The 16,856-nt window shown below is 72.1% G+C and carries 11 protein-coding genes; 2 read left to right on the top strand and 9 right to left on the bottom strand.

The annotated features are described in order from the left end of the window. Positions 1-341 precede the first annotated feature (341 nt). Positions 342-1,199, bottom strand: coding sequence for a helix-turn-helix transcriptional regulator (locus EMA17_RS48445; RefSeq protein WP_126643624.1), 858 nt, complete (start codon positions 1,197-1,199; stop codon positions 342-344). Between the two features lie 195 nt (positions 1,200-1,394). Between EMA17_RS48445 and EMA17_RS48440 the strand changes: the two genes are divergently transcribed. Beyond that, the gene (locus EMA17_RS48440; protein ID WP_126643623.1) at positions 1,395-2,243 is read left to right on the top strand and encodes an NAD-dependent epimerase/dehydratase family protein; all 849 of its coding nucleotides are present in this window, start codon (positions 1,395-1,397) and stop codon (positions 2,241-2,243) included. 406 nt (positions 2,244-2,649) lie between these two features. Here EMA17_RS48440 and EMA17_RS48435 read toward each other — a convergent pair whose 3' ends face one another. Then, positions 2,650-4,017 carry an FAD-binding oxidoreductase gene (locus tag EMA17_RS48435; RefSeq protein ID WP_126643622.1) on the bottom strand — a complete coding sequence of 456 codons (1,368 nt, stop codon included), beginning with the start codon at positions 4,015-4,017 and terminating at the stop codon, positions 2,650-2,652. 76 nt (positions 4,018-4,093) lie between these two features. Here EMA17_RS48435 and EMA17_RS48430 point away from each other — a divergent pair, with 76 nt between their 5' ends. Then, a complete protein-coding gene (locus EMA17_RS48430; protein ID WP_126643621.1) occupies positions 4,094-4,564 on the top strand; it encodes an Lrp/AsnC family transcriptional regulator in 471 nt (156 codons plus the stop codon). Between the two features lie 184 nt (positions 4,565-4,748). On the opposite strand, the gene EMA17_RS48425 is transcribed toward EMA17_RS48430, so the two are convergent. The 7 genes from EMA17_RS48425 to EMA17_RS48400 all read right to left on the bottom strand — a co-directional run bounded on the left by EMA17_RS48425 (position 4,749) and on the right by EMA17_RS48400 (position 16,843). Next, complete coding sequence (locus tag EMA17_RS48425; RefSeq protein ID WP_126643620.1) at positions 4,749-5,519, bottom strand: YlbL family protein; 771 nt, start codon at positions 5,517-5,519, stop codon at positions 4,749-4,751. Between the two features lie 95 nt (positions 5,520-5,614). After that, entirely contained in the window at positions 5,615-6,286 is a 672-nt protein-coding gene (locus EMA17_RS48420; protein ID WP_126643619.1) for an IclR family transcriptional regulator, read from the bottom strand. 653 nt (positions 6,287-6,939) lie between these two features. Next, positions 6,940-8,721, bottom strand: a complete 1,782-nt coding sequence (locus EMA17_RS48415) for a DEAD/DEAH box helicase (protein WP_126643618.1) — start codon at positions 8,719-8,721, stop codon at positions 6,940-6,942. 236 nt (positions 8,722-8,957) lie between these two features. Continuing rightward, positions 8,958-9,968, bottom strand: a complete 1,011-nt coding sequence (locus tag EMA17_RS48410) for a phosphotransferase family protein (protein WP_160161846.1) — start codon at positions 9,966-9,968, stop codon at positions 8,958-8,960. Beyond that, a complete protein-coding gene (locus EMA17_RS52395) occupies positions 9,965-12,460 on the bottom strand; it encodes an aminoglycoside phosphotransferase family protein (RefSeq protein WP_160161845.1) in 2,496 nt (831 codons plus the stop codon). The genes EMA17_RS48410 and EMA17_RS52395 overlap by 4 nt, the downstream gene beginning before the upstream one ends. A gap of 128 nt (positions 12,461-12,588) precedes the next feature. Next, complete coding sequence (locus tag EMA17_RS48405) at positions 12,589-14,001, bottom strand: MFS transporter (protein WP_126643616.1); 1,413 nt, start codon at positions 13,999-14,001, stop codon at positions 12,589-12,591. Between the two features lie 670 nt (positions 14,002-14,671). Beyond that, positions 14,672-16,843, bottom strand: coding sequence for a xanthine dehydrogenase family protein molybdopterin-binding subunit (locus EMA17_RS48400; protein WP_281290630.1), 2,172 nt, complete (start codon positions 16,841-16,843; stop codon positions 14,672-14,674). Between the last annotated feature and the right edge of the window lie 13 nt (positions 16,844-16,856).

Below are 16,856 nucleotides of genomic sequence, written 5' to 3'. Positions count from 1 at the left end.
CCACCACCCAACCGCAACCCCCGACACCGGGGACACCAAACCCCCTCAGCCCGTCCGGCGTTTGAGGACACCGGCCGAACACCACCCAACCGCAACCCCGGCACCGGGGACACCAAACCCCTTCAGCCCGTCCGGCGTTTGAGGACACCGGGCCGGAGGCCGGCCGACATCGACTCGGCCCGACACCACACGCGCAGCCCCAGCCGAAACCCGACGCAACCGGTTCGGCCCGAGCCCGAACGCAAGCAACTCTCCAGCCCGTCCGGCGTTTGAGGACAACCGGGCCGGAGGCCGGCCCGGTTCGACGACGCCCCGGCCGAAGGCCGGCCCGCCCACGCGGCTCATTCCCGCCCCAGGCCCGCCTCCGCCGAGGCCGTCATGGTCTGCACGCCCACGACCCGAAGCAGCGCCAACTGCTCCGCCGCCCGGCTCCCCGGCTCGGCCGCGTACACGATCAGCCGCTGATCCACCTCGGCCGCGACCAGGACCTGGCACCGCACCGTAATGTCGCCGATCGACGGATGCCGGAACGTCCTCTCCGACGACCGACGCACCGCCACATCGTGCGCGGCCCACAACTCCGCGAACTCCGCCGACCCCGCCGACAGTTGCGCCACCAGCGCCGCCGCCCGGGGATCGCCGGCCCGCCGCCCGACCGTGGCCCGCAGATCGGCCACGTGGGTACGCGAGGCGGCGTCGGCGTCCTCCGCCCGGAAGCGCGACCGCGAGTCCGGCTCGGTGAACCACCGCACCAGGATGTTGCGTCCGACGCCCGGCCCCATCAACGCGACCGCCATCGTGTTCTGCGCGAGCACGTCGCCCAGATCGGAGACCACCTGCGCCGGCACGTCGTGCAGCCGATCGAGCACCAGCAACATCGCCGGCGGCACGTGCGCGTCGCGACCCGACGAGTGCCCCGGCGGGACCTGCCCGGCCAGGTGGAACAGGTGATCGCGGCCGTCCCGGTCCAACCGCAGCGCGCGGGCCAGCGCGGCGAGCAGTTGCGGCGACGGGTTGGGACCCCGGTTCTGCTCCAGCCGCGCGTAGTAGTCGACCGACATCCCGGCCAGCCGCGCGACCTCCTCGCGCCGCAGCCCCGCGGTGCGCCGCCGGGAGCCGTCGGGCAGCCCCACGTCCGCCGGGGACAACCGCTCCCGGCTGCGCGTCAGGAAGCCGGCAAGTTCGCGTCGATCGCTCATGTCCCCAGCATCCGACCTGGTCGGCGCGGTATCCAGGGACCATGTGTCCCTGGATACGCAGTCCCCGGACAGCACGTTCGCGGCCGACGCGTCCGCGGTCCAGCGGGTCTCTCCCGCGACCGGACCCACCCCACCAGGCCGGGCGCACCGAGTTCGGAACACCGGATTCGGCCCCACCCCCTCGGGAACACCACCATGCGCACGATCCCGGTCACCGGCGCCACCGGCAACGTCCGCACCCGCTTCGTCCCCCGCCTGCGGGCCGCGCTCGACCCCCGCGACACCGTACGCGTCCCGGTTCGCGTCCCGGTTCGCGACCCGCACCGCGCGCCGACCGGTACCGAGGTCGTGGTCGGCGACCTGCTCGACCCGTCCGACCGGGCGACGGCGCTCGCGGGCGTCGACGTCGTGATCGACCTCGCCGCCGCGTTCCGGGGCGTCCCAAACGAGCCGGCGCGCGCGGTCGCCCTGGAGGCGGCCGCGACGCCGGCCCGGCGGGCGTCGACAGCAGGGGCGGCGCTTCGTGCACACGAGTACGAACCTGGTCCACGGCACGGGGCTCGGCCGGCCCCGGAGGGCGATCCGGCCGAGCCGAGCGGCGTGTTCGGGCCCTACGCGTCCACCGGGGCCGTCGCCGACACCGAACTGCTCGCGCTGCGCGAGGCGCTCGGGTTCGACGTGGTGATCCTGCGGTTGGCGTTCGTGTACGGCGAGGGCGACAGCGACACGCATGCGCGATTTCCTGCCGCAGATCGCCGGTCGGGCACCGCATCGACGGCTGCCGACGGTGCATCACGTGGACGTCGCCCAAGCCCTGATGCGCGTAGTGCGGGGCGGAGCGGACCGGCGGGGCGGAGCGGACCGGCGGGACAAACACGGCGGCCCCGTGCCGTCCCCGGTGTACGACGCCGCCAACGACACGCCGCTCCCCGCGCACGCGTCGGCCGCGCAGCACGGCCCGGACCGCCCGACCGCCGGCGGCGTGGACGGCGCCGCCGAAGATCCCCGGGCGGGGCTGCCGGACACGAGCCTGGCGCGCTGTGACCCCACCTCGGCTGCGGGGCCGTACATCGACGAAGGAGCCGGTCAGGCGGCTCGGCGGATCGCGGTGACGAGTCGGGCGGTGGCCTGCGCGCGTGCCTGTCGACGGCGGCGCAGCGCGATCGCCGCGACTCGTACCTCTCGACTGTCCCGCTTCTCCACGACCGCCACCTCCGAACGAACCCCGGTCCGCCCCGAGAGGGCGACACCGTGCGCCCCAGCAGGGGCGACACAGCCAAACCTAGGTGTCGTACCCCCATTCGGGCGTCGGCCGGGAGTGCCGATCACGCCTACTACCCGAGGACGACCCGAACCCCGAGGTACCCCCAGGGCATGCCACCCCGGGAGCAGTCGGCGGCACTTCCGAGGGAGCAGCGGGTACTCCGGATCGCCCCCGGTCGGGGTTCGTTCAGACCACCTTGCCCGGATTGAGGATGCCCAGCGGGTCGAACGCGGCCTTGACGCCGCGCTGCACCTCGACGCCCACCGGCCCGAGTTCCTCCGCCAGCCACTCCCGCTTGAGTGTGCCCACGCCGTGTTCGCCGGTGATCGTGCCGCCGAGGTCCAGGCCGAGTCGCATGATCGCGTCGAACGCGACGCCGGCCCGCTCGACCGCGGCCGGGTCGGTCGCGTCGAAGATCACGATCGGGTGGGTGTTCCCGTCGCCCGCGTGCGCGCACACCCCGATCACGGTGTCGTGGCGCTCGGCGATCGCGGCCACCCCGTCGAGCATGTCGCCCAGTCGCGAGCGCGGCACCGCGACGTCGTCGATCATGCTCGTGCCCAGCCGCTCCAGGGCGGGCAGCGCGAGCCGGCGGGCCTGCATGAACATCGCCGAGTCCTCGGCGTCCTCGGCGGTGAACGCCTCGAACGCGCCCGCCCCGGTACAGATCGCCTCGATCGCGGCCAGCTCGGCGGCCGGCTCCGGGGTGTCCACGGCGATCAGGAGCAGCGCCGCGCTGTGCTCGGGCAGGCCCATGGCGGCCAGCGCGTTCACCGCCCGCAGCGTGGTGCGGTCCATCAGCTCCATCAGCGAGGGCGTGTGCCCGGCCGCCATGATCGCGGCGACCGCGCGAGCCGCCGAGGCGGTGTCGGCGAACTGGGCCACCGTCACCAGCGCGGGCGGCGGTGTGGGGCGCAGTGCGAGGGTGGCCCGGGTGACCACCCCGAGGGTGCCCTCGGCGCCGACGAACAGGCGGGTCAGGTCGTAGCCCGCGACGCCCTTGGCGGTCTGGCGCCCGGTGTGCAGGACCCGCCCGTCGGCGAGGACGACCTCCAGGCCGAGCACGTACTCGGCGGTCACGCCGTACTTGACGCAGCACAGTCCGCCCGCGCCGGTGCCGATGTTGCCGCCGATCGTGCAGGTCTCCCAGCTGGACGGGTCCGGCGGGTAGACCAGGCCGAACTCGGCCGTGGCCTTGGACAGGTCGGCGTTGACCACGCCCGGCTCGACCACGGCGACCCGGTCCACGGGGTCGACGCGCAGGATCCGGTTCATCCGTACGAGTGACAGCACAATGCAGCCGTCGACCGCGTTGGCCCCGCCCGACAGTCCGGTCCGGGCGCCCTGCGGGACCACCGGCACCCGCAGCCGGGTGGCCACGCGCATCACGTGCCGCACCTGTTCGGTGGTCTCGGCGAGGACCACCACCGCAGGGTTACCGGCCGCACACAGGCCGGCCATGTCACGCGCGTACGATGCGGCGATGTCCGCGTCCGTCACCAGGACGTGCGCGGGTAGATCCTCCCGCAGCGCCGCGATCAGGTCGGTCGTCATGCTTTCTGCCTCCCGGTGTGGCCGTGAATGGCCCCAGGGTAGGCACCGGGAACCGAGTACCCCGAGGGAGGGCACCGTGCAGATCGACCGGTTGGATGCCGCGCTGATCCGGTTGTTGGTGGAGACGCCGCGGATCGGTGTCGTGGAGTGTTCGCGCCGACTCGCCGTGGCGCGCGGGACGGTCCAGGCGCGCCTGGACCGCCTGCGCGAGGCGGGTGTGATCAGGGGCTTCGGACCGGACGTGGACCCGGCCACGCTCGGCTTCCCGGTGACCGCGTTCATGACCCTGGAGATCCGCCAGGGGCAGGGGCGTGACGTGCGCAAACACCTGGAGTGTGTGCCGCACGTACTGGAGGTGCACACGATCACGGGTCGGGGCGACCTGCTGTGCCGGATCGTGGCCCGCTCCAACGCGCACCTGCAGCAGGTGATCGAAGGGATCGTCGAACTGGACGCGGTGGTCCGCGCCTCCACGACGATCGCGACGGAGAACCCGGTGCCGTACCGGGTGTTGCCGCTGGTCGAGTGCGCGGTAACGGAGGGGTGAGCCGGACACGGGACCGGCGGGAGGCGCGCGGCGACCCGCCGCCGGGGCGTTCGGCCGCAACCAACGCCCGAGGTCGGCCGAACGACAAACCGGCCCGGCCGGCCCTCGAGGCCGAAAAGGCCGACGAAGACGCGACGTCAGCCGAACGACAAGCCGGCTCGCCGCACGCTCGAGGCCAACGGCGTCAACACGACGGAACCTTGCCCCCGGCGTTGAGCGCGTTCAAGGCGTCGACCGTCCCCGAGAGGGTCTCCACCGGAATCAGCTTCAGCCCCCCACTCCCCACTCGCCCGGCCTCGCCGCATTCACCCCTCGGCAGGACGAACACCGTCGCCCCCGCCCGCTTCGCCGCCAACAGCTTCATCGGCAACCCGCCGATCTCGCCGACCTTGCCGTTCGGATCGATCGCCCCCGTGCCCGCGATCGTCCGCCCGCCGGTCAGCTGCCCCTCGGTCATCTTGTCCACGATGCCCAGCGCGAAGAACAGCCCGGCGCTGGGCCCGCCGACATCGGACAGGTGCAACGTGACCTTGACGTCCTCCGGCGACTTGCCCAGATACCGAAGCGCCGCGACCGTCGCGCTGTCCTGCGACTTGACCATGTCCTTGACGTTGGTCTCGACGACCTGCTCGACCGATTTGCCGTCCGGGTAGATCGACTTCCGAGGCACCACCGACTCCTCCTCGTCCCACCAGGCGGAAAGCAGCGACCCGAGGCGGTGCTTCTCGTTCCGCCCGCTCGCGTGGATCGTGGTCAGCAACAGGTGCCCGGTCGTCGGGTACACGGGAGCCGGCCCCGAGATCTCGACCACCGGCCGCCCCCCGTCGTCCCCGAGCGTGTCGGCGACCGAGCCCGGCGTGATCAGGACGTACGGCATCGGCACCAGAAACGCGAAGCCGAGAAGGCACGCGACGAGGAGCAGAGACACCGGCAGGGTGAGCTTGGTTCGGGCCACGCTTGGCAATTAAACACGGCGCGACCACCCACGCCGTACCGGACTCGCCTCACCGCCCCCGCAGGCGCCGCACCGGCGCCACACCGGGTCCGACCCTACGCCGCGGACACCCGCACGCCGCCCAGTTCGTTGGACAGTTCGGCCGCCGCCTCGGCCACCCGATGCCCCAGGCGTTCGGTGTCCAGGTTCCCGAGCGAGACGATCCCGACGCTCGATTCCACCGCCGCCAGATCCGGCACCGCCGCGGCGATCCCCGGCACCGTGTTCCGACCGTCGCCGGGGGCGTACACATAGGACCTGGGCCCGTCCAGCCCGGCCATCACCCGACGCGCGGCCAGGATCGCCAACCCCGCCGCACCCGCGTCCAGCGGGTGCCGCGAGCCGACCCGGTAGGCCACGTGGTAGTCGGTCCAGGTGGGTTCGGCCACGGCGACCACGAGGGCCTCCATGCCGTCCACGATGGTCAGGTGCGCGGTGGCCCCGGTCTCCTCGGCGAGCCGACGCAGACACGGCACCGCCGCGTCGCGGACCAGCGGGTGGGCCCGACGGGCCAGTTGCAGCGCACCGAGGCCGAGCTTCGTGCGTCCGCTCTCGTCGCGGCGGACCAGGCCGTGTTGCTCCAGGGTGGCGAGAATGCGGTAGACGACGGTGCGGTTGACGCCCAGTGCGGCGGTGATGTCGTACACCGACAAGCCGTCCGAGGCATCGGCGAGCAGTTCGAGAACCTTGAGTCCTCGGTCCAGGGTCTGTGACGTCTCGGCGACCACCGGCCCCCCTCCCTTCGCGTGACGTTGCATTACGTCCAGCGGCGGCGTTCGATCCCCGAACGGAACGCCACATTCGCGAGGCTGTGCGGCGCCAGGTCATGGGGCCAGGACACGTACTCGTCACCATTCGACGGGCAGGCCGAACGGGTTCCCACGCCCACGCAGGACGGTTTCTCCTGTGCGAGGCGTCAGAGGATCACGCTAACCAGAGGGGAAGGCTTTGGCACCGGATATCCGAGATACGGACAGCTAAAATATCAGATGAATCAGGACATAAGCCATAAGCAAACCAATCCACAACATGCGATCCTCGCCACGTTGCGCGTACGGCGATCTCGGGGCAGGCCCGTACTCACCAGCCGGACACCTCGTCCCAACCCCTGAGATCGAAGGCGGTCCGCCCCACGGTCCGCGGGCCCGTGCGAGTGGCCGAAACCAGAGGATTCCAACCGCCGACATCGGCCGAAATCGCAGGACACCGCCCGGGTGGATCACGCCTCGACCAGACTCGACTCGGGTTCGGGCGAGGGCTCGGGCGAGGGAACGGGCTCGTGCGAGGGCTCGGGCAAGCGCTCGGGCTCACCGCCCCTCCTCAGCGCGTCACCCGGCCCCGGACTCGGCAATCCCCCGCGGCACGCCACCCGGCCCCGGACTCACCGACCCGACGTGGCCCACTCCCGGATCTTCCCGATCCGCGCCTCCAACTGCCCCGCCGAGGCCTGGGCCACCGCCGGCCCGCCGCACACCCGCCGCAGCTCGTTGTGGATCTGCCCGTGCGTCTGCCCGGTGCGGTGATGCCAGGCGGCCACCATGGTGTTGAGCTCCTTGCGCATCGCGGTCATCTGACGATGCGTCACCACCGGGCGCTGGTCGGCCGGTTTCTCCGACAGGTCGGCCTCGTGGTCCGGCCTGCGTCGGCTCTTGGCCACCTGCTTGGCCTGCCGCGATTGCAGCAGCATCTGCACCTGGTCGGGTTCGAGCAGCCCGGGCAGCCCCAGGTATTCCTGCTCCTCCTCGCTGCCCACGTGCGCCTGGAGGCCGAATTCCGCGCCGTCGAACAACACCCGGTCGAACCGGGCCTCGCTCTCCAACGCCTCGAACGCGAACTCCTCCTGCTGTCCCGGCTCGTCCTTCTGCGCGTTGGCCTGGGCGAGGAGGGCGTCCTCCTCGTCGTACATCCCGCCCTCCTTCTTCGGGCGGTCCAGCACGTGGTCGCGCTCGATCTCCATCTCGTTCGCGTGCTGGAGCAGCGTCGGCACGGAGGGCAGGAACACCGACGCGGTCTCACCACGCCGGCGGGCCCGAACGAAGCGCCCCACGGCCTGGGCGAAGAACAGCGGCGTCGAGATCGTCGTCGCGAACACGCCCACCGACAGCCGAGGTACGTCCACCCCCTCGGACACCATCCGCACCGCGACCATCCATCGCTCCTCGGAGGCGGAGAAGTCCTCGATCTTCTTCGAGGCGCCGGCGTCGTCGGAGAGCACCAGCGTCGCGCCCTGACCGGTGATCTCCCGAATCATCCGCGCGTACGCCCGAGCCGACTCGTGGTCGGTGGCGATCACCAGACCACCCGCGTCCGGAATGGCCTTGCGCACCTCGCCCAACCGCTTGTCGGCGGCCCGCAACACCTGCGGCATCCACGACCCCTGCGGATCCAGCGCGGTACGCCAGGCCTGACTGATCGCGTCCTTGGTCATCGGCTCGCCGAGCGAGGCCGCGATCTCGTCCCCGGCCTTGGTCCGCCAGCGCAGATCACCCGAGTAGGACAGGAATATCACCGGCCGCACCACGCCGTCCGAGAGCGCGTGGCCGTACCCGTAGGTGTAGTCGGCCGACGAACGCCGGATGCCGTCCTTGCCCTCCTCGTACGCCACGAACGGAATCGGATTGATGTCCGACCGAAACGGCGTACCGGTCAACGCGAGCCGCCGGGTGGCCGGCTCGAACGCCTCCATGCACGCCTCGCCCCACGACTTGCTGTCGCCCGCGTGGTGGATCTCGTCCAGGATCACCAGCGTCTTGCGGTTCTCCACCCGACGCCGATGCAACATCGGATGCACGCCGACACCCGCGTAGGTGACCGCGATGCCGTGATACTCCCGCGAGACCGGCCCCGACGAACTCGAATAATTCGGATCGATCCGCAGCCCTATCCGCGCCGCGGCCTCGGCCCACTGCTTCTTCAGATGCTCGGTCGGCGCCACGATGGTGATCTGGTGCACCACATGCGCGTCGAGCAACTCGGAGGCGATCCGCAACGCGAACGTGGTCTTCCCGGCACCGGGCGTCGCCACCGCGAGAAAGTCCCGAGGCTGCCGCCCCAGATACCGATCAAGGGCCCCTTGCTGCCAAGCACGCAACTTGTTCGCCGTACCCCACGAGGCACGGTTCGGAAACGCCGGGGACAGATGGGACGCGGCTGCGGTACTCACTGCGACGGCTCTGCTCCAGACCGAAAGACAACCAAAGACAAGCGCTCAGGCTACCCGAGCGCCCCATCGGGTCCCTTCGAACACGACCCCACGCCCCGGCGAAACCTCTGCGCTCACCCGTGATTCCGCCCAAACTCCCAGGGCCCTCCCCCACCCAAATCCCACCCCACTCGACGTCCCAGGCGCGTCCCGACAAACCCCCCGTCCCCCGGCGGACCGACGCTTCGGCTTCCGGGTCACTCCACGACGGCGGGCGCGTGTGCGCCCAGGATCCGGCGGATCTCCTCGCCGGCCAACCGATCGTCCAGGCCCCAGACCGCCCTGGCCCGGTTGAGCTTCGTGGTCAACGAGGCGACGAGGCGGGCCGCGGTCCTCGGGTCGACCGCCGCCGCGATCAACTTGGCATACCTGACGGTGTCCACGAGGGCCGACTTGACCCGCTCGTGCCGGATGTACACGGGCAGATCCACCGCGGCCGCCGTCCGCGCGTCGGCCGGCATCGCCGCGAGCCAGCCGTCGCGCACCGCCTCGGCCTCGGCCGGAAGGTAGTCCATCTTGTGCAGGTGCACGGCCAGGTCGTAGAGCGGATCCCCCCACAGGGCCAGTTCCCAGTCGAGGAAGTACGTCCGGCCCGCCGCCACGATCAGATTCTTGCGATGCACGTCGCAGTGCAGCGCGCGAAACACCCGCCCCGTCAGCGCGGGCCAATCCGTCTCCACCCGATCGAGCGGATCCGCCGGCACCCCCAGAGCCGCGTACAGCGCCGCGTACGGCTCGCGAAAGCGCCGCCAGACGTCGGCGGTGACCGCCGACAGCCGTGCCCCGAACCCGGCCGTGTCCCCCTCCTTCGGCCAGTCCGCGGGCGGGTCGGGGAGGACGTCGTACGGCACCTCGGACATGTCGCGGAAGAAGCGCACCACGTCCCCGGGCAGATGCGTGGGCACCGCCGTGCCGCGCGGAGCGATCGTGTCCACCACGTCACCCGCGATGAAGCGGTGGATCTGGAACACCGGATCCGCCGAGACGTGCAGGACCTCGGGGATCGCGGCGACCCACGGCGCGACCGCCGGGATCACCTCGTGCTCCGGCCATACGCGCAGGTCCATACCGTCCGCGCCGTGGATCGGGACGCGGACGATCACCGCCCCGTCGTCCGTCTCGGATCGCACGTTGTCGTTGTAGAACCCGGACGCGCTCGTACCCGACGCGCGGGCCTCGCGATAGAGCGTGATCGGATCCGGCGTCATGCCCGCTCCCCCAGGACGCCGGCGATCCAGGCGTCCACTCTCGCCTCGAGCGCACCGAGGGTGTCGACGGGACGGATCGCGGCGCGCGCCCGGGCCAGGGAGGCCGCGTGCTCCGGTCGATCCAGCCCCGACCTGCGCAGAGTGCTCAGCGAGGCGAGGACGAGCGTCGGATACACCTCCGCCGCCTCGAACTCCCGAATCGCCCATTCCGCGGTGCTGCGCGCGTTCTCCGATTCGCCGCGACGCAACAGCGCGAGCGATCGGACCAACTGGGCCCGTGCCGTGCCCGACCGGTATCGGGCCCGGCCGAGCACCTCCAGCGCGGTGTCCAGCGACGACTCGGCCTCCGCGGTGCGCCCGCAGCGAAGCAGGGCCAGTGCCTTGGCCGTGTACGCCTTGCCGAGCTCGTGCAGGGCGCCGATCTCGCGTTGCGCCGTGATCGCCTCGTCCGCCACGTCGCCGGCGTGTTCGGGTTCCGTCCAGGCCAGGAACTCGGCCCGGTTGACCACCAGGTTCGCGAGATGGACCGCGGATCCGGCCTCCAGGTAGTGCAGTTGCGCCTGGTCCAGACTGCTGCGAGCGGCCGGGAAGTCGAACGCGAACCGTCGACCCAGGTGAAGCAGCCGCGCGGTGTCTCCGCGCAGCAGATGTTCGTCGCGATGCAGGGTGGCGGTGAGCCCGTTCACCACGGTTTCCGCGTCGCGAAAGCGCCCACCGGCCATGTACAGGTCGGCCGCCCACAACGCCGCGCTGCGTCCCTCGGGAACGGTGGCCCGCTGCCACAACGCCGAGTAGCGCGCCAGTGCCTCCGAGGTACGTCCGAGCACCCGCAACGCATCCGCCCCGGCGAGCCCCAACCGCACCTGGGCCGAGTCATCGCCGTCGATGCCGAGCAGACCGCAGGTCAGCGCCTCGGCGTGCTCGACGTCCCCGACCAGGATCGCGGTCTCGGCCTCGACGCAGCGCGCGGCGGTCTCCAGATCCGGGCGCGGGTGCTCGGCGGCGGCGCAGAACCGCCGTACGTCCTCGACCACCCCGCCCAGCGAGCGAATGCCGCCGCTCGCGGCGATCTCCGCGGTGAGGGCGAGCAGTTCGGCCGGGGTGAAGTCCCCCGCGTGCATGCTGTGGTAGACGACCTCGCGCAGTTGTGCCCCGGTGGTTCTGCGGATGCTCGCCACCGCTGCCCCGGAGACGTCGGCCCGGGCACGCCACTCGGCCCGGAGCACTCGGTGCACGGCCCGGCGCAGCTCCGTCGTCTGGCGGGCCCGCAACTCGCCGGCCATCAACTGGTGCAGTTGGAACCGCTCGAGGCCGGCCGGCTGGACGAACGAGTACGCGGTCAACGTCTCCCAGGTCCGCCGATCCGCCGCGAGGCCGAACGCGGCCGCGACCGTGCGGAAGATCTCGTAGTCGACGGTGCGGGCCACGGAGAGCACTTCGAGCAGCCGGACCTCCTGCGGGTCCACGTGGTGCAGGAAGCGTTCCAGGATCTCCTCGCCCGACACGGCGGAAGTGAGCGCTCCGTCGCCGCGATCCGTGCCGGTGTCCGCGTCGAGGGCCAGATTCAGATAGAAGGGCACCCCGGAGCTGGCCCGGGCCAACGCGGCGCGTTGCCGCACGTCCGACACCCCGTGCACTTCGAGGAGCTCGACCCGCGCGGTCATCGGCAGGCCGTCGAGCGGAATGGGCGCGGTATGTGCCGCCCACTGGCGGTCGTACGTCTCCCAGCCCAGCGGCTCGCGACTGGCGATGGCCACCACGCCTCGGTCCAGTTGCGAGACGAGATCGCGCAGCCACGCGTCCAGCCCGGCGGTCCGACCGGCCCGGGTGCTGCCGCCCACCAGTGCCTCGTAGGCGTCGACGCAGACGAGATAGCGCTGCTCGGCACTGGCCAGCCGCAGATCCTCGGCGAACAGGAAGGTCGCGGCGTCGGCGAGTTCGGCCGGATCGAGGTCGTCGAGCCGCTGGAGGGTTTCGTCGTTTTTGAGCCAGCGCCAGCGCCTGAACCTCTCGGACGAACGACCGGCCAGATTCAGCAGCCCACCGACGGTCCGAAACACCGGCAACCCGCCCACCGCGTCCGCGAGATCGGCCAGGACGTCGCTCTGCTGGCGGGCCGCGACGTCGGCGAGTGAGATCTGCAGGTGTGGGTGCAGGCGTTGCCACAGCGCCAGGTAGGCGAGGTCGTAGCGGGGAAAGGCAGCCCCCTGGGCGCCGAAGCCCGACCGTAACACCGCGAGCGCGGCGTCCTGTTCACGCAGCGCGGGAATCTGCAGATCGAGCAGCACGGTGCGGGCCTCGGCCGTCGACCGTGCCTGGCACTCCCGCAGGAATCGCGACTTCCCGATGCCGCCGACACCGGTCACGTTCACGACCCGCAGGCCGTCCCCGGCGCCGGTCCACACCGCCTCGAAGGCCGACGTGGCCTCTTCCCGGTCGACGAATCGCCGCTGCGAGCCTGCTGATCTCCGAAAACGCGGTTGCAACGGCATGAGGCCCCCATCCCCGAGGCGCGCGGTACCGCACGCGCTCGGGACTCAGGGTAGTCGCAGGAGTCGCTGTCCGTATCCGGAATTTCACCCACGATCGACGAGCCCGCGACCGGCGCCGAGGGCCTCGGTCAGCTTCGGGTGGGGCGGGGGCGTATTCGCGGCGGCAGGAAAGTACCCGCCAGGGCGAGGATGAACATGATGGCGAAGATCAGGGCGAAGACGCCGCCGTCCTTGCCGGAACCCTCGTGGAGGGCGGCGAAGACGGCGTTGGAGATGCCGATCATGACGATCGTGCCGAGGGAGTCGGCGACTTGGAGGGAGGAGGAGTTCGTGCCGGATTCCTCCGGAGTGGACAGGTCGAGGGTCAGGACGCTCAGCGAGGAGACGGCCAGGCCCATGCCGATGCCGCCGAAGAACCAGCCCGCGGTGACCGTGTAGGGGGTCATGCCCGGCAACAACGCCAGCAGCGCTCCACCGATCGCGAGCGCCACGAATAGGAAGCCGACCCGGACCAGGACGGGGCGGCGCTCGTGGGGCGAACGGCCCTGGTACCAGGATCCGATCGCCCAGGACAGCGCCCCCACCGTCAGGGTCAGGCCCGCCTCGGTCGGGGACAGCCCGTGTTCGCTGGTCAACATCAGCGGAACGAACGACTCGACCGTGAAGAACGCGCCCGCGAGCACGCCCCGGGACAGGATCACCGTCGGCAACCCGCGTACCGCGCGCATCGTGCCCGACGGCAGCAGCCGGGGCACCGTCACGGCCATCAATACGGTCCCCGCGACCAGGAGCGGTATGCCGACCACGTCCAGGTCCTGGCCGCCGTACTCCAGCATGCCCGCACCCAGCGCGGCGCCGGCCGCCGCGCCGATGCGGCGTCGGTTCATCCGTACGTCCGGGGCCGACTCGCCCGCCATCCGCTCCAGTTGCGGCAGCATCATCACGATCGGCAACACCACGAGCACCGGGATGGCCAGGAACACCCAGCGCCAGCCGAGATGATCGGTGACCAGGCCGGACACCGGCGGCCCGACGATCGAGGGCAGCACCCACGCCGCCGAGAAGGCCGAGAACACGCGCGGGCGCAGCGTGGAGGGGTACGCCTTGCCGACCACCACGTACAGGGACACGATCACCAGGCCGCCACCGAGGCCCTGGACGGCCCGGCCGACGATGAACGGCCACATCGACTGCGCGGTGCCGGAGAGTACGAGGCCGGCGGCGAACGCCCCGATCCCGCCGAACAGCGGCAATCGCGGTCCACGCGCGTCACACCATTCGCCGGAGACGACCATGGCGAGCAGGCTGGTGGTGAAGAAGCTCGAGAACGCCAGCGCGTACAGCTGCACGCCGTCCAGTTCCCGGACCGCCACCGGCATCGCGGTACCCACGGCCATCGCCTCGAAGGCGATCAACAAGACGACCGACACGATCCCGAGCGTCAGATGCCGGTAGGGCCGGGTCAACACCCCCGGCTCCCGCCCCTCGGACCCTGCGGCGCCACGTCGTGCGGCGGACTTCGACTCCCCTACGGCTGTCACCGAGACAGCCTAGGCCCTGTCATATCAACCGACTTATCAATGCAATCACCCCACCTTCTCAACCCACGAACACCAGCCGAGGCGGACCACGACCCTGTGAACACGGGCCGGCGAGCGGCAAGACGCCGAGAGCCGTGCCGGGGCACGACGGCGCAGGGCGTCGGGCCCGAAACGGGGCGGACGCGGCGGGCGGCGCGGGTGCGGCAGGGCACCGCGGGCCGGGGCGCGAGCGTGGGGACCGCGGCGGGATACGGCGGATGTCGTGGGCGCCGTAGGCGGGAGGCGATGGACGGAGCCCGGGAGCGAAAGGCGCCGGACGGATCGGTCGGGGTGGGCGCGGCGACCGGGCAGCGTACGACGCGCGCGGCCGCACGGCAGACCAAGCGGACACGGCGAGACGGGTGCGGCAGGTACAACAGACGTGGCGAACGCCGGGCGATCCCACGCACCGCGGTGGGGAAAGGCGACCGGCGAACGGGCACGGCAGGCGTCACGCCGGGAGCGTGCCGCGCCGGGTGTGGTGGGTTCCGGGCTCGGCTGGGTGTGGCGGCGTGGGGCGAGGCTGCTCGCGTGCCCGGGCGTGTTCGCACCCGGGAGCACCGGATGGGCGCGCGTAACGCACAAGGAGGCGCGGTCGGCGTCTGCCCGCGGCGGCCCCGGCGGTCGGTTGTCAGTCCACCACCACGTCTCGTGGGCGCATGGGGAGGCGGGGGAGTTCCAGGCCTGTCGCGTTGCGGACGGCGGCGGCGAGGGCGGCGGGGACCGGGACGATCGCGGCGTCGCCGAGGCCCTTCGCGCCGAAGGGGGCGCCCGGTTGCGGCTCCTCGATCCACGCGGCGACCCGCACCTGCGGCACGTCCCACGGCCCGGGCGGCGCCCACACCGACTCGGCGTCCTCCGTCAGTGCCAGCCCCACCCCCATCGCCACCGAACTCTCCACCCGCACCCGAGCCTGCGCCGGATCCAGCACGCGCCCCGCGTCGTAGGCCCCGGTCACGTCCACCACCCGGATCGTGCCCAGCTCCGGATCCAGGTCCACCACCACCCGACACGCCGAAAACGCCACCGCCGGATACGCGTTGCCCTGCCCCGCGTCGTCCAACGGCTCCGTGCTCGGCGCCCGACACGCACCCGCCGTGGTCACCGTCGCCGTGTCCTCGTACATCACATCCACCGGCAGGTCGATCAGCCCGTCGTAGGACCGGATCCGCCCGTCGCGCACGTCCAGCAACCGTGCCGTCATCCCGTACCGCGCCGCCACCGGCGCCAACAGCCGCTCCCGGATCTCCCGCGCCGCCTGCTCCACCGCCCCCGCGGTCAGCCACGTGTGCCGCCCCACCCCCGGCGCCCCGGCCGTCGGCAGCGCGGTCCCGGCCTGGAGCACGATCGCGTCCGGCACCCCCAGCACCTCGTCGACGATCTGCCGCACCAGGGTCACGAAGCCCTGCCCGACCTCGACCGCCGCGCAGGTCACCGTGACCACCCCGCCGTCGAGCCGCACCGTCGCGGTCGACGACTCGTCGGCCCCCTCGATCCCCAGCAGCGGCATCAGCCCGACCGCGTACCCCGTCCCGCGCAACGTCCCGGGCGCGGGCGGTGCCGCCGGCGGCGCCGCCTCGGCCACCGCCCGCAACGCCGCGCCCACCGGCACCGGCCCGTCCAGCACCTGACCCGTCGTCAACATCGTCCCGGTGCTCAGCGCGTTGCGCAGCCGCAACTCCACCGGGTCCATCCCCAGCGCGTCCGCCAGCTTGTCCATCTGCGCCTCGTGCGCGAAGCACACCTGCACCGCGCCCGGCCCCCGCATCGCCCCGGCCGGCGCGTTGTTGGTCCGCACCGCCCACGCGTCCACCGCCGCGTACGGCACCATGTACGGCCCCGCCGCACACCCGATCAGCCGCCCGATCACCTCCGGCGACACCCCGGCGTACGCACCGCCGTCCAGGATGATCTGCGCCTCCACCGCGAGCAGCCGGCCGTCCCGGTCCGCCCGGTGCGTGTACTTCATCCGCGCCGCGTGCCGGTGCCCGCCCGCGCGCAGCGACTCGTCCCGATCGAGCACCGCCTTGACCGGCCGCCCCGTCCGCAGCGCCAACAGCCCCACCACGGTGGTCAGTCCGACGTCCTCGCGACTGCCTCCCGAGCCGCCCGCGCCGGTGGGCATCAGCCGGACCATCCCGGCGGGCAGCCCCAGACACTCGGCGACCTGATCGCGGTCCGCGTGCGGATACGGCGTGGCCACGTGCAACTCGACCCCGCCGTCGGGCGAGGGCAGCGCGAGCGCGGCGTCGGTGGCCGGATTGGCCTGATACTGCGCCGGCACCTCGTACAGCCCCTCGACCACCACCTCCTCCACGGGCGTACCGTCCCGGCGCACCCTGACCGGCCGCCCGTGCCGCAACGCGATGTGCCGCAGCACGTTCCCGTCCGGATGCAACGGCGGCCCGGCGAAGGCGTGTTCGGGGTCGACGGCCGGCTCCAGCGGCTGGTACGACACCAGCACCGCCGCGGCGCCGGCCCGCGCCGCCTGCAGGGTCTCCGCCGCCACCGCCGCGACCGCCTCCCCGGCGAACCGCACCACGCCGTCGGCCAGTACCGGCCGATCCGCCACGATCGCCCCGTGGCACGCCCCGGCGGGCAGGTCGGCGGCGGTGACCACGCCGCGCACTCCCGGCACCGCGTAGGCCGCCCCGGCGTCGACGCCCAGGATCCGCGCGTGCCGATGCGGCGAACGCACCAGCACGCACCACAACAGGCCCGGCGCCCACAGGTCGCCGGTGTACGAGAACCGCCCCCGGGCCTTGGCGTCGCCGTCGGGGCGCGGCGTCGACTCGCCGATCACCGGGTCCGCCCGA

The organism is Embleya hyalina, assembly GCF_003967355.1.
GTDB lineage: Bacteria > Actinomycetota > Actinomycetes > Streptomycetales > Streptomycetaceae > Embleya > Embleya hyalina.
Note: the sequence above shows the minus strand (reverse complement) of the source record. Positions and strands in the feature narration are given on the sequence as shown.